This is a genomic window from Chondromyces apiculatus DSM 436 (genome assembly GCF_000601485.1).
Taxonomy (GTDB): domain Bacteria; phylum Myxococcota_A; class Polyangia; order Polyangiales; family Polyangiaceae; genus Chondromyces; species Chondromyces apiculatus.
Genome location: NZ_ASRX01000009.1, coordinates 1 through 13,918, shown reverse-complemented (window position 1 = coordinate 13,918; position 13,918 = coordinate 1). Strand labels below are relative to the sequence as shown.

Here is a 13,918-nt window from a genome sequence, read left to right as displayed (position 1 = left end):
GCAGCACCCCACAGACCCCCGCGGAGGATCCCAGCATGAGCAAGACCCCTCACGGCCCCGAGCATGAAGAGACCGTCATCGCCAAGGGCGACGACGAGCTCGCGAACTTCGGCGCCGAGCTTCTCGCCCGCGCCATCACCGACGCGGTGAACGCCCGGGGCATCGCCCGCGTCGCCCTCTCCGGCGGCAGCACCCCGGTCCCCGCCTACGTCAAGCTCGCCAGCTACGACCTCCCCTGGGATGTCATCGAGTGGTTCTGGGTCGACGAGCGCGCCGTCCCTCCCGACAACGCCCGCTCCAACTACGGCGCTGCCCGCCGCGCCCTCGCCCTCGCCCCCGTCCCCGAGGCCCGCTTCCACCGCATGGAGGGTGAGGGCTCCGACCTCGACGCCGCTGCTGCGCGCTACGAGGCCCTCCTCCGCGCCCACTTCGGCGTCGCCACGGCGGTCGCCTTCGACGCCATGACCCTCGGCATCGGCGACGACGGCCACATTGCCTCCCTCTTCCCCCGCACCGGCGCCGTCGCCATCAACGACCGCCTCGTCGCCGCCATCCCCGCCGAGCGGACCCCTGGCCACGAAGCCCGGATCACCCTCACGGCCCCGGTCCTCCACGAGGCCCGTTTCGCCCTGATGATTGTCCAGGGAGCCCAGAAGCGCGCCCCTCTTCAGGCCGCGCGCACCCCGGGCGCCACCGACGAAGTCCCCGCCCGCCTCGCCTCTGGCGTGAAGGGCCACCTCTGCTGGCTCCTCGATCAGACCGCCGCCGTCACCTCCTGACAGCTCCCACCCGTGCCTGAACCTGACGCGCGTGTGCGCGCGTGGACCAGCCCTCCTACGCTCGTACCTCGGAGCTGCAAACCTTCACCTCGGGCGTCGACCTCCTCCTTCCCCGGCGGAAGCTTCCTCACCAGACGCATCGCCTCCGTGCGTTGTCCTCGTGTCACGGCTCACCAAGCAGCGCGCCCCGGGCAGAGCTTGCACAGGGGTGTCTGGTACACCTCGTGCCGAAACCGCCCCCGCCATGAGCTCTTCCTCATCGATTCCTCCAGGTCCCATGTGGGAGTTGCTCGCCCGACGTGCGCGCGCTGTCAGGACGACTGGCGAGCCAGCCTCCGTTCCGCTCGCCGCTCCCCTCACGCTCCAGCCTCACCCCTGGGACCCTCCTGCGTCTCAGCGCCGCTCCCCGACTCCGGCGCCCACCGCCGTGGTCTCTGGTCCCCAGAGTCCCGAGCGGCCCTGGACCATCCGCCGCACGGCCGACGGGCGCACCGTCATCCTCACGTTCTCCGGCAAGCTCAGCGCCCTCGAAGCCCAGGCCTCCATGGTGGCCCTCGCCGTCCAGCTCGCGAGCGGCCCGCACCACGTCATCTGGGATCTCACCGGCATGAGCAGCTACGACGCCGATGCCCGCCTGGCCTGGCAGCGTGGCCTCCGCCCCTTGCTGCCCCTCATCCGGGACGTCGAGGTCGTGGGCGGCAATCCCCTCGTGCGCGTCGGCACCGTCACCCTCACCATGACCCTCGGCCTCCAGGCTACCTTCTCCCCCGACAGCATCCCTCTGCCGTCATCGTCTCTGGCGACGCCCCTCCCCAGGCTCTCGCTTCCTCGGGTCCCCGCAGCGCCTCAGGTCTTCTCCGCACCCCAGCCTCACCCCGCCCCTCAAGCTCGTCCTGCGCCCCAGGCGTCCGCGCCGAAGATGCCCGCCGCGCCTCAGGCACCCGCCGCCTTCAAGGCGCCCACCGCCTTCAGGATGCCCGCCGCGCCTCCGCCTCTCGCAGCCTCCCAGGGCTCCGTGGCTCCTCAGACTCCCGCTGTCGCCACGCCCCGCGCTCCTGTCGCTTCTTCCCGGGGTCAGGGCCCCTTCAACATCCCCGCCCTCAAGCCCCTCTCGCGCGGTCGCAGAGCCGCGTGATGTGAGCTGAGCGCGTGCCAGAGCCGCGCTCCAGCTCCTGCACGAACACCGCCCGCCCTCGGGCCTGAGCCCTCCGGACCTTGCCCTCGCCTCGCCGGACGCTACCCTCCGCGGCCGGAGGACGCGCATGCAACGCACCGCACTGATCACCGGAGGAAACCGTGGCATCGGCTTCGAGGTGGCCCGTCAGCTCGGCCAGAAGGGCGTGCGGGTGATCCTCACCAGCCGCGACGATGCTGCGGGCAAGGCGGCCGCCGAGAAGCTCACTGCCGAGGGTGGGCAGGTCACCCACGAACCGCTCGACGTCACCCGCGACGACAGCGCCCGTGCCCTCGCCGAGCGCCTCGGGGCCGCCCAGGGAGGCCTCGACATCCTGGTCAACAACGCCGGCGCCATGCGCCAGGGCTTCAACGCCGACATCGCCCGCGACACCATCGAGACCAACTTCTTCGGCCCCCTGCGCGTCACCGAGGCGCTCCTCCCGCTCCTCCGCCCTGGCGCGCGCATCGTCATGGTCTCCAGCGGCCTCGCCGAGCGCGACAAGCTCGGCCCCGCCTTGAAGGAGCGCTTCCACCAGCCCTTCACCCGCGACGAAATCGTCGCCCACATGCGCCGCTTCGTCGACGCCGTGGCCGCCGGAAAGCACGCCGCCGAGGGCTGGCCCAGCTCCGCCTACGTGGTCTCCAAGCTCGGCCTCAACGCCCTCACCGACCACCTCGCCCGCGAGCTCGACGCGGCTGGCCACGGCATTCTCTGCAACGCCGTCTGCCCGGGCTGGGTCCGCACCGACATGGGCGGCCCTAGTGCCAACCGCTCCGTCGAGGAGGGCGCCGACACCCCCGTCTGGCTCGCCACCGCGCCCGAGCACCGCCACCAGGGTGGCATCTTCCGCGACCGGAAGCCGGTCCCCTGGTGATGCAGCCTCATCACGACCCTGCCGGCTACGTCGCCGAGATCGCAGGGCTCTGGATCGCGCCGGCCGCTGCGCCTCTCGCGTAGCGCCCACCCTCGTCGACCCTGCCCCTCACGGCAGCGACACCAGCAGATCCACGAGCAGCGTCCGCCGGTTCTGCCGGCTCGTCAGCGAGAAGAACGTCTCCGATGCCGGCGTGTCGTGCTTGGCGTCGAGCAGGTTGTAGATCCCGAGCACGTACCGCGCGTGCAAGGTCCTGATCGTCCCTGACAGGGTGAGGTCCGCGAGCAGCGCCGCGCGCGTGCTCTCCTCGCTCTCCGCCGCGATCCGCCGCGGCGCCTCCACCGTGACCCGCACGCCCGCCGCGGCGAGATCGCCGAACACCGGCACCACGGCCCTGCACGAAGCCAGGTGAGCCGGCACGTTCACCAGCCGCGCGCTCGCCTCGTCCAGGCCCAGGTAACGGGCGAGCTGGTAGCCGTAGGTCGCGCCGACCAGGAGCCCTTGCCGCCACTCCCGCCGCAGCTCCACCTCCGCCCCCGCCGCGAGCACCGCCGACCCGCTGTTCACGTACCGCACCGTCCCCGCGGCGTCGGTCACGGCCCTGATCAGGTCCGACACGTGGCTGCCGTGCACCGCGGCGGTCAGCGCCCAGATCTCCAGGAATCGCTGCGTCACCTCCACCTCCCCCGAGGTGACCGACTCTGCGGACAGCGAAAGCCCGCGCGCTGGATCCACCGCCGGCCGCTGCTGCGCCCCGTCGTCGTAGAACTGCTCGTAGATGCTCGGCGCCCGGAACCCCGTGCCCCCCATCAGCTTCACGGTGCTCTGCCGCGCCGGCCTGGCGATGAGCGCCCCTCGGAAGGTGGGGACCGGACCCACCGCATCGTAGAGGTCCACCCGCGCCCCCCCGGAGGCGCTCAGCCAGCGGGTGAGGGAGCCCTCCGCGAGCGCGTAGCCCGCGCCGAACGTGTAGGGCTGGTTGACGTTCAGGTACGCCTCCTCGCCGAGCGTCGTCCCCTCGTGGAGCCCCCGCAGGCTCGCCTGCGTGTTCGCCTGCCCCTCCGCGCCCACCGTGAGCCGCAGCCGTGGGTGCGGCAGCCACGCCGCGCGCAGCTCCAGCCCGAAGCGCGTCCCCCGGTAGTCTTCCAGGAGCATCGGGTCGTGCGCGAAGTCCCCCTGGAACGTCATGCCCGTCGCGTGCGCGCGCGCCATGATCTGCAACGTGTCCCCGATCTTCGGCTCGAACCGCAGCTCGGTGGTCATCCGGACGTCCTCGTAGACCGTCCGCGGATCGTCGAAGACCGTGTGGGCGAGCCCCGCGGGCACCTGCTTCGTCCGGGTGGTGAGCAGCCACTGCGCCGTGAGCGCCCCGTCCCAGGCGCGACCGGCCAGGGTCCCGCTGCGGAACGCGTCCACCCCGTGCGCGATGCGCACCCGCGGACCGCTCCCAGGCTCCCGCAGCTCCACTGGCTGATCGATGCCGTCCGAGCGCGCCCCGGCCACGCTCAGCCACGCCCCTGAGCGCGCCGAGCGCCGGTAGTACACCGCAGCCCGCGCCTGCGCCGTGTGGTCGTCGTAAGCCCCGATCGACGCCTCCACGTGGCTCGGCTCATCCCTGCCGCGCGGCACCAGGTTCACCACCCCCGCAAACGCGCCGGTACCGTAGATCACCGAGGCTGGCCCCCGGATCACCTCGATGCGCTCCACGTCGTGCAGGTTCGTTCGCCCCTCGGAGCCGAGGAACGCGCTGTTCATCACGTTGTCGTTGAGCGGATGCCGGTCCGACAGGAGCAGCACCCGGGTGTTGTAGTCGATGGGCTCCCCGATCCCCCGCACGCCCACGTACACCACGTCGTGATCGTTCGAGAGGTACACCCCCCGCACCCCTCGCAGCGCCTCCGCCACCGTGGGGTAGCCGAAGGCCCGGATCTCCCGCCCATCGACCACGCTGATCGAGGCCGGCGCATCGTCGAGGCTCTGCGCGTACCGCGAGGCCGTGGTTACCTCGGGCTGCGGATCGAGCTGGATGTCGAGGAGCCGCGACTGCTGCCCCGCGCGCACCTCCACCTCGCGCTCCACCGGCGCGTACCCCCGCAAGCTCACCCGCACCCGCCGCTTCCCGACCAGCACCCCCTGGATCACCGTGGGCGTGAACCCCGCGGGCCGCCCGTCGACCTCCACCAGCGCGTCCCGCTCGTCGGTGCGCACCAGCAGCGACCCGCTCAGCGCCTCCAGCCGCACCGCGAGCGTGGCAGTCGCGTGCGCGGCCAGGCTCACCTCCCGGGTCACTGGCTGGAACCCCTCGCGCGACACGTGGAGCAGGTGACGCCCTGGCGAGAGCTTCAGCGCGCAGGGCGCCGTGCACGCGGGCGTCGCCTCCTCGTCGTCGACCCGCACCGCAGCCGACGGCGCCCCCCGCACCGCGATCTCCAGCGTGCCGACGATGGGGCGCAGCTCCAGCACCACCGGCACGACCTGCCCCCGGCGCGCCTCCACCCCCTCGATCTCGGCGGGCTCGTACCCTGGCAGCTCCGCGATCACCCGGTAGCGCCCCTCGGGGAGCCCGAGCGGCCGCGGCGACTGCCCCCGCGACCCGAGATCCCTCCGGTCGAGGTAGAGCGTCGCCCCCGGCGGGCTCGTCTCCACCCGCAGCACCGCCACCTCCGGCGCGATGCGCCCGATGGCCTCGTCGATCTCCGCGACGACGACGGGATCGTCCTCGGCCGCGCGCACGTCGACGTAGTAGCGGTGCGCGTCCGCGAACCGCCCCAGCTCCTCGTAGGCGAGCGCGATGTTGAAGGTGACGTTGCGGTTCGGGACCAGCCGGTTCGAGTGCAGGAAGTGATCGAGTGCCGCCAGGTAGTCGCGCCGCTTGAACGCCTCGCGCCCCAGATCGAAGTGGATCTCGGCCTCGTCGGCGAGCCCGTCCCCGCGCGCCACCCCGGGCGCGAGCGCCGCCCCCGAGAGCGCCGCCGCCACGATCAGCGCCCGCGCGCCTGGCCAGCGCATCCGCGCAGGGCAGGGGAGCCAGCCTCGGGACGCGTACCTCCACTCAGGCGCCGAAGGCGGGTCAGGAGAGCGGCGCGCGCCGTCGACGTTCGGCATTCTACCGGCGCTCGCGCAGGCGCGGTGACGTGGCCGAGGCCGAGGCCGACGCGCCAGGTGCCGCGCGCGAGGAAGGCGCTGGCGCAGCCGGTGTGGCGCGCTGGGTGCCATCGCCGCCCGGCGCCGCGTGACGTGGCGTGGGCGCGTGCGACGCGGCACCCGCGCCAGGCGCTGCCGCCGAGGGAGCCGCGGCACTGTCCTGTCCTGCCGCGCCCGGGAGCGCCGTGGCATCCCCCTGTCCTGCCGCTGCCGGGAGCGTCGTGCTCGACGGCGCCGCCCCCGGAAGCTGTCCCTCCGGCGCCGCGCTCTCCTGGAACGCCCCCGTGGAAGCCTCGCTCCCCGCGCGCACACCCTCGGGCTGCCCTGCTGGCGACGGCGCCCCGGCGGTCGACGTGCCGTGCTGCGCGACTCCTGTCCCCTCCGCAGCCGGCACCGGCGTTCTCCCCAGGGTCCACAGCGCCAGCCCGGCCATGCCGATCAGCACCGCCCCGCCCGCGACGAACCTCCCCCACGGCCGCGCGCTCCGGGGCTGCACCTCGCGCATCGACGCGGCCAGGCTGCGGTGCTCCTCGTCCACCGGTGCCTCGCCCGACACCACGGTGCTGCCCGACCCCTCGCGCCGCGCCGACGACGCCTGCAGCAGCGCCTCTGCGGCCACCGTGCCCGCCCCCCTGTCGCGGTCAGCGGAGGCCCCTCCCGTCGTCCGCTTCGCCGCGCCGTTCGCCGTCCCCTCTGCCGTCCGCTTCGCCGCGCCGTTCGCCGTCCCGTCTCCCTGATCACCGGCCATTCTGCGCCGAGGCGGCGGCGTCACCTCCGTCGCGTCGAACGCCAGCGTCTCCCCCTCGCGCGTGGCCCCGGCGTGACCCTCGTCCCCGCTCCCGCCCCGTGCCCGCCCCGCGCTGCCCTTCAGGATCCACGCCACCCGCTCCGCCGCGCCACGCGACCTCTCCGATCCGAACGGCTCCAGCGCCTCGGCCAGCTCCGCGACGCTCTGCACCCGCCGCGCCACGTCCTTCTCCAGGCACTGGAGCACGATCACCTCCAGCTCCTCGGGCAGCTCGGGCCGGCGCGCCCGCAGCCCGATCGGCGCGTCCGCAGCGATGGTCGCGAACAGCGCCGACATCGTCGGCCCCTCGAACGGGAGCCTCGCCGTGAGCATCTGGTAGAGGCACACCCCGAGCGCCCACAGGTCCGCGCGTGCGTCCACGTTCTTCACGCTGCGCACCTGCTCTGGCGACATGTAACAGGGCGACCCCAGCACCACCCCGGTGATGGTGAGCCGCGGCTGCACCGCCTCGATCTCCTCGCTGTCGAGCATCCGCGAGATGCCGAAGTCGAGCACCTTCACCAGCGGCGCCCCCGAGGCACTCACGGTGAGGAACAGGTTGCTCGGCTTCAGATCGCGGTGAACGATCCCGAGCGCGTGCGCCTCCGCCACCGCCTCGCACGCCTGCAGCAGATGATCGATCGCCGTCGCCACGCTGAGCGCCCCGCGCCCCTCGATGAGCGCCTGCAGATCCGTCCCCGAGAGGTGCTCCATCACCAGGTACGGCAGCCCCGACCCGAGCGTGCCCACGTCCATCACCCGGGCCACGTGCTCGCTCCGCAGCGCCGCCGCCGCCTGCGCCTCGTGCAGGAAGCGCGTGACCGCCCCGGGCGCCTCGAGCGCCGCCGGCAAGAGCAGCTTGATCGCCACCCGCTGCTTGAGCGAGGTGTGGACCGCCTCGACGACGATCCCCATCCCTCCTCGCCCGAGCACCCGCTCCACGCGGTACTTGCCGGCGACGACATCCCCCACCGCGGGGACGCTCACGCCCGCCTCTGGCCCAACCCCTTGCGGCCGCGTGCTCTCCATACCGCGTGCCCCACTTATACCCCGGACCCCGTCCCCGTGCGCGGGGGGACGCAGGACCTACGCCTCGCGCAGCTCCTCGGCGAGATCCCGCGCGAACGCCAGCGCCCCGCGCACCCCCACCAGCGGATCGGTCACCACCGCCACCGGGATGTCGCTCATGAACTGCACGAAGCGCCCCTTCTGCCGGAACGCATTCAGGAACACGTCCTTCCGCTCCGTGACGATGTGCCGCGCGATGTTCCCCGCCACGAACACGCCCCCCACCGCCATCTCCCGCAGGGCCATGTTCCCCGCCTCCGCCCCGTAGATCTCCGCGAACAGATCCACCGCCCGCGCCGCCGGCCGGAACGCCTTCGAGATCCCGAGCTCCGTGATCGCCGCGTTCCGGTCTCCCTGCGCGAGCCGCCGCTCCACCGCGCGCGTCACCCGCCCCCCGCGCGACACGAAGAAGTCGAACAGCGCCCCCAGCCCGTCCCCCGACAGCACCCGCTCGTAGCTCACGTGATCCGGGTGCCTGCTGCACAGGAACTGCCATAGCTCCACCTGGATCGGCGTCCGCGGCGCGAAGTCCCCATGTCCCCCCTCGGTCGGGAACGCCAGGTGCCGCTCCCCGTCCCAGAGGAGCCGCGCCTCCCCGAGCCCCGTCCCCGCGGCGATCACCGCCACGTTCTTCCCCGTCACCTTCGGCGCCTTCTCGGTCAGCGCCACGATCGACTTCTTCGGCAGCGAGAGGCACCCCCGCGCGCTCACCACCAGATCGTTCACCAGCGACACCCGCCGGATCTTGAGCCGCTTCGCCAGCTCCCCCTCCGCGAGCCGCCAGGGCAGGTTGGTCACCGTCGCGATGCGATCCTTGATCGGCCCTGCGATCCCGAGCACCGCCACCCCCGGGTGCGGCGCGTTGTTGCGCGCCAGGAACGCGAGCGCGATCTCCTCGAAGCTCTGGTGCTCCCGGCTGGGGAACACCGCCTCCGCGAGCGACTTGCGGCCGGTGCTGTCGTAGAGCGCCAGCCGCGTGTTCGTCCCCCCGATGTCACCGACCAGGAGAGACATCGCGCCCGCACGCTTCTTCGTACCCACCTTCCGCCGTTGCCAGCGCCGCGCAGCGGACGCAAGGCGATCCGGACCGAGTCCCTCGAAACCTCGCCTTCGCGCCCGGAAGCCGCTAGCTTTCGGGGGCCGCGCAGCCCCCCTCCGCCTGCCTCCGACAGCAGTCCCCATGCGCATCAACCAGCACGAGGTCCTCTGCGAGTCCCGGGATCTCATCACCATTCGGACCCACGGCGACGTCATGGAGCACGAAGTGCCCCTCTTCTGCAGGTGGCTCGCGGCCTCGTGCGAAGGCAACGACGAGGTGCTCTACCTCGTTGACGTGACCCACCTCGGCGATTTACCGAGCTGCGCGCGCCACCGCCTCGCCGAAGGCCTGAAGCCCCTTCCGAACAGCGGCGTGGCCGTCATCGGCGCCTCCTTCGTCGTCCGGCTTCTGCTCCAGAGCATGATCCGCGCCATCGACCTCTTCAAGGGACGTCCCGCGCCCCTCGCGTTCTTCAGCGTCGAGGCCCTCGCGCGCACCTGGCTCGCCGAGCGACGCCAGGCCCTCGCCCGCGACCCGCACGGGGCCCACAAAACGCCCGAGCCCGGACCGTGACGTACACGACCCGGGCCCTGGCGAGGCTGTTCAGGGATCAAGGCCCGGGCGCTGACCGTGGCGACACGGCCTGCGCTCGGGCCCTTGCCCTCAGTTGTTCAGCTTGCGCTCCGTCGTGGCGGTCGTGGGCGGCTTGACGGCATCGCGGGCCTTCTCGGCGAACTGCTGCACGTTCTGCTGAACGGTCTCGCCCACCGCCTTCACCTCGGTGCTCGCCTGGGCGAGGAGGTTCTTGGCGTCGCCCTGGATCTTCTCCGACTGCTGCCGCAGCGCCCGGCGCGTCTCCGCACCCGGACGGGGTGCGAACAGCAGGCCGAGGCCCGCGCCGATGCCCACGCCGGCGATCACGCCAGCGCCGACCAGCGCCACCGACTGGAGCGGGCTCCGGCGGCGCGCCAGCCCGAACCAGGCCAGCCCGTCATCTGCGCTGAAGTGCCGGACTGCCGCCAGGACCCCGGCCGCCGCCGTCACGCCCTTGAGAGCCACCGAGACCCCCTTGGCGACGGTGTGCTCCACCGAGTCCTTGGCATAGTCCACACCCTTCAGCGCGACGTTCATGTTGTCTTCGAGCATGCTCATGGGAGTTCACCTTTCTTCTTCGTGACAGAAGTACGGCAGCCCGGTGGCCTGGCATGAGCCGAGCCATGACGTGCCTTGGCAGAGGCCTGGTTGCGTTCTGCACACCGGAGCGTTTCCAGCGCTGCCTGTTCCCAGGGCCCTCGCAAACAGCCTGCCAGCTCCATCCCGAGCGCCGAGGAGACAGTCTCGGGTCCCCCGCTCCCCGGAACCCCGGCTCCCGTCCACCAAGGGCATCCCCGCCGGGCAAAGATCGCCCGCAGCGCCCGCGCGACCGCCCCTGGCCAATCCCGAACAGCGCACTGCCTGCCCGCCCCCCCCGACCCAGACCCTCGACGTCCAGTCCAGGACCGCGATCACGGCCTGCCCCTTGGCCTCGACCTTCCCCCTCGCCAGGTAGGTCCGCGCAAAGTCGCTCTGGCCCACACCCCCTGGTTCTGCCAGGCCCGCAGGCGCCTCCAGCACGTCATCCCACAACCACAGCCCATCTCTTGCGGAAGCTCCTCCCACTGGATCCCTGTTTTCAAGACGAAGAGGATGCCCGCGAGAACGGCACGGTCCTCCAGGGCTGGTCTGCCCCCGCGAGGCTTCGGCTTGGGCTTCGGGAGCAGAGGCTGAATGCGTTCCCACAAGCTGTCGGGGACGAGAGGCTTGGCCATCGCTCGCCCCGCCTACTCCCCCCCGCGAAGACTGGGCCAAGTTTTGTTCGGCACTCTTACTCGACGACGTGACATGTCGCTGTCACGCGCCCATGACACTGGAGACCCTTGTTGCGGCCCTTCGCGGAGAACGGCGCCTGTTTTCCGCAGCTCCGCAGCGCTCCTGTGTCCGCGCACCATGCGACCCCAGCACGCTTGCTGCTCAGGAGCCGCGCCGAGGTACTACTCGTCCGTCTAGCCGGACATCGGCTGCACCGCCGAGCAGTTCCCCAAGCCTGCTCTGCTCCTCGCGCCGCGCGACTGGGGCCCGCTCTTGTCCTGATCGCGCCCGATCTGCACCTCGACCACGATGGCCAAGAGTGGCCTCCCCTGCGCGTCGCCGAGCACCACCAGACCCGCCCGCCGCTCCGTGGGCAAGATCTCCGCCAGATCGGAGGCCACGACGCGCGCCTGCTGGAAGGTGGGCGAGGAGGGCGCCGCCGTGACGCCTGGAAGGGGTGCTGTCGGGAGGAGAGGGCGTCGCCGTGGGGCGTGGAAGGGGTGCTGTCGGAAGGAGAGGGCACCGCCGTGGAGCGTGGAAGGGGTGCTGTCGGTTTCCGACGGCGCCCTGTCCGCTGCGGGAAGAGGTACGGGGGTTGCCGACGCTCCCTCGCCCCGCGCGGGAAGAGGTACGGGGGTTGCCGTCAGCCCTTCATCCACCGCGAGAAAGGGTACGGTGGGTCGCCGACGGCGCCCTGCCCCGGCGGGAAGAGGTGCGGGAGGAGATGTCCGACGGACGTTGTTCCGGGCGCGAGAGGCCTCCGGAGGCGCCGACGCCTCCTCTCCGCGGGAGGAACGGGTGCAGCCTCCCGACGGCACTCCTTCCCCGCCGGAACATGGACGATGATGCTCCAGCCGCAGGCCTCCCCGGGCGGGAGGACGTCGGCGAAGGAAGGCGACGCACGTATTCCCGCGGCGGACATGGGACCGTCGGAAACCGACTGCACCTCTCCCGCGGGGGGCGGCGGAAGTTCCGGTTTCCTCCTTCATGTCTCCAGACGATGGACTCGGCGGCATCGGTTTCCGGCGTGGCACCCACCCCGCGGGACAGGGCGCCTGCGCCCAGCGACGTGACCTCGGCGCCGAGGGCGCGTGGGCCTTGCTGCTCTGCCCGCCGGGGTTCGCCGACGCGCCAGCGCTCTTTGGCTGCTCCCTGGCCGGGGTAGTGCTGGTGGAGAGGGCGCCTCAGCTCCTCGCACGCGGGCGCCCTGTGGAGCGGATCTTCCTGCTCGACGCGGGCCGGGCAGGGGGGATGCGGAGTTCGACAAACAGCAGGTCACGGCACCCTCGAACACGGCGTGGCGTCTCGCCTACACTGCCGGTCATGTCGGTACGTTCGATGGGCCGTGTCCGTGATGCGCACGACGTGGCGCTCGATGAGGCGGAGCACACCATGGCGTCCCTGCAGGAGCGCATCGGGGAGCTGCTCCCCGCCTACCTCGCCGGGGAGGCGATGCCCATCGAGGAGCGGCTGGCGATGGCCGCGGAGCTGGAGGCGCTGTTCATGCAGGCCGAAGGGATGATGCAGCAGGTCCACGAGGTGCTGGTGGCGACCGCCGCGGTGACGGGCGTGGACGCGATGGTGCAGCGGCTGTTCCGGCAGATCGACGAGGTGCGCGCGGCCTTCGCGGGCTGCCGGGCGCAGTTCGAGAGCGCCAGCGCTATCTTCGGGAGCGGGGCCGGGGTGTCGTGAGGTGAAGGGTCTTGTTGATGTGGGTGAAGCCGCCCTGGCGCTCGAAGTTGCCGCGGTCGAGGGCGGTTGCGGCTGTCCTGGCGGGCACGTCGGCGCGGTCCTAGAGACTTGATCAGCTAAGAGCCAGGCAAGATCAAGCACTTCCGCGGAGCCGATCTTTTCGCAGGGCACGCTCTTCAATTTTCGTCAGCGTCTCATCGACCATGACCTGGACCGCGAGCTGTTCGATAAGACAGTGCAACTGGCCCGAGAGACTGGCGGCTTCAGCGCCACACACCTTCGCGCTGCCTTCGATTCAAGCCCTCTGTGGGGCGCAGGCCGGGTGGAGGACACCTTCAACCTGATCGGACGTGCGGCCAAACATGTGGTGCGCACAGCGGCGGAGATGACGGGGCGAGCCTTCGCCGAAGTGGCTCAAGAGGCTGGGATCCCGGTCGTCACCGCGACCAGCATCAAAACAGGACTCGACCTCGATTGGGACAACCCGAAGGCACGCAAGCTCGGACTGGAGAAGCTCTTGGTGCAAGTCCGTGCGCTTGGGGACTGGCTTCAAGGAGAGCTGTCAGAGCAGCTCGGCAACCCTCCGCTCAAGGAGCAATGGGAGCTTGTAGAGCAGCTCATCGCACAAGATACCGAGCCTGACCCGGATGACGGAGGGCATCGCATCGCACGCGGAGTCGCCAAGGATCGTAGGATCAGCGTCAGCGAGCCGGACATGCGTCACGGCCGCAAGAGCAAGAGCAAACGCATCGACGGATACAAGAGGCACATCGCGGTGGATCTCGATGCACCAGGCCTTGTCTGTGCCGTCGCCATCGCTCCTGCCAACAGGCCTGAGCACCTCGCTGCGGTCGAGCTGTTCGCGGATATCACCCGACAAGGGGCCGAAGTGCAGGAGCTATACATCGACCGAGGCTATCTCGGCGATGAAGCGATCGAGACGCGTCGCAAGGAGGGGATGCGTGTGCACTGCAAACCGTTTCCCCTGCGTAACGGCGAGCTGTTTTCCAAGGGGGAATTCACACTGGACCTCGAAAACGGCATGGTGCGCTGCCCGAACGATGTGGTCAGACCGCTCGAACTCGGTCGGACCGTGCGCTTTCCCCCGTCCACATGCTCGGTCTGTCCCAAGCGGGTGCAGTGCACTCGGGCTCAAGGCGGTCGAGGTCGCAGCCTCACGATCCATCCCAACGAGCCGTTCCTGGCCGAGTTGCGCACCCAGGCCAAAACTCCTGAAGGACGTGCCGAGCTACGCAAGCGTGTGGTGGTCGAGCACGGACTGGCGAAGCTACATAACCGCCAAGGTGACCGGGCTCGTTATCGAAACACCCGCAAAAACCTGTTCGACCTGCGACGCCACGCCGCGCTCAGCAACGTGGCGGTAGTTGACCAGCAGCTCTTGCTTGCGGCTTAACTGGTCAGGTCTCTAGGTACTGGGTACCCACCGTGACGTCGCTCGAATGCCGAGCCGAGGGCTCGGGACGAACCGAGGGTACGCAGGACGAGCGCT

Annotated in this window: 11 protein-coding genes and 1 pseudogene; 6 read left to right on the top strand and 6 right to left on the bottom strand. The window is 71.1% G+C overall.

Features of this window, described 5'->3' with window-relative positions; translation table 11 throughout:
- Positions 1–35 precede the first annotated feature (35 nt).
- The 3 genes from pgl (at position 36) to CAP_RS06590 (ending at position 2,830) form a co-directional block, all read left to right on the top strand.
- The gene (gene pgl / locus CAP_RS06600) at positions 36–779 is read left to right on the top strand and encodes a 6-phosphogluconolactonase (RefSeq protein ID WP_052374350.1); all 744 of its coding nucleotides are present in this window, start codon (positions 36–38) and stop codon (positions 777–779) included.
- Between the two features lie 427 nt (positions 780–1,206).
- Positions 1,207–1,914 (top strand): hypothetical protein, encoded by a 708-nt coding sequence (locus CAP_RS06595; RefSeq protein WP_044237454.1) that lies wholly within the window; start codon positions 1,207–1,209, stop codon positions 1,912–1,914.
- Positions 1,915–2,041: 127 nt separating this feature from the next.
- The gene (locus CAP_RS06590; RefSeq protein ID WP_044237452.1) at positions 2,042–2,830 is read left to right on the top strand and encodes an SDR family oxidoreductase; all 789 of its coding nucleotides are present in this window, start codon (positions 2,042–2,044) and stop codon (positions 2,828–2,830) included.
- A gap of 108 nt (positions 2,831–2,938) precedes the next feature.
- Here the strand turns inward: CAP_RS06590 and CAP_RS06585 are convergent, their stop codons facing one another.
- The 3 genes from CAP_RS06585 to CAP_RS06575 all read right to left on the bottom strand — a co-directional run bounded on the left by CAP_RS06585 (position 2,939) and on the right by CAP_RS06575 (position 8,843).
- On the bottom strand, positions 2,939–5,839 hold the full coding sequence (locus CAP_RS06585; RefSeq protein WP_044237450.1) for a TonB-dependent receptor domain-containing protein: 2,901 nt from the start codon (positions 5,837–5,839) through the stop codon (positions 2,939–2,941).
- Between the two features lie 97 nt (positions 5,840–5,936).
- Positions 5,937–7,748 (bottom strand): serine/threonine protein kinase, encoded by a 1,812-nt coding sequence (locus CAP_RS06580; RefSeq protein WP_197041045.1) that lies wholly within the window; start codon positions 7,746–7,748, stop codon positions 5,937–5,939.
- A gap of 99 nt (positions 7,749–7,847) precedes the next feature.
- Positions 7,848–8,843: a glucokinase gene (locus CAP_RS06575; RefSeq protein ID WP_044237445.1), complete on the bottom strand. Its 996-nt coding sequence runs from the start codon at positions 8,841–8,843 to the stop codon at positions 7,848–7,850.
- 166 nt (positions 8,844–9,009) lie between these two features.
- Here CAP_RS06575 and CAP_RS06570 point away from each other — a divergent pair, with 166 nt between their 5' ends.
- The gene (locus CAP_RS06570; protein ID WP_052374348.1) at positions 9,010–9,441 is read left to right on the top strand and encodes an STAS/SEC14 domain-containing protein; all 432 of its coding nucleotides are present in this window, start codon (positions 9,010–9,012) and stop codon (positions 9,439–9,441) included.
- Positions 9,442–9,531: 90 nt separating this feature from the next.
- Here CAP_RS06570 and CAP_RS43865 read toward each other — a convergent pair whose 3' ends face one another.
- The 3 genes and pseudogenes from CAP_RS43865 to CAP_RS06560 form a co-directional block, all read right to left on the bottom strand.
- A complete protein-coding gene (locus CAP_RS43865) occupies positions 9,532–10,020 on the bottom strand; it encodes a YtxH domain-containing protein (protein WP_052374346.1) in 489 nt (162 codons plus the stop codon).
- Between the two features lie 413 nt (positions 10,021–10,433).
- A pseudogene (locus tag CAP_RS47650) lies at positions 10,434–10,676 on the bottom strand (transposase); the annotation flags it as partial.
- A 234-nt stretch (positions 10,677–10,910) separates the two neighbouring features.
- Positions 10,911–11,117 (bottom strand): hypothetical protein, encoded by a 207-nt coding sequence (locus CAP_RS06560; protein ID WP_044237443.1) that lies wholly within the window; start codon positions 11,115–11,117, stop codon positions 10,911–10,913.
- Between the two features lie 922 nt (positions 11,118–12,039).
- Between CAP_RS06560 and CAP_RS06555 the strand changes: the two genes are divergently transcribed.
- Positions 12,040–12,408, top strand: a complete 369-nt coding sequence (locus tag CAP_RS06555; protein WP_044237441.1) for a hypothetical protein — start codon at positions 12,040–12,042, stop codon at positions 12,406–12,408.
- Positions 12,409–12,730: 322 nt separating this feature from the next.
- Positions 12,731–13,822, top strand: coding sequence for a transposase (locus CAP_RS06550; protein WP_052374344.1), 1,092 nt, complete (start codon positions 12,731–12,733; stop codon positions 13,820–13,822).
- Positions 13,823–13,918: the final 96 nt, after the last annotated feature.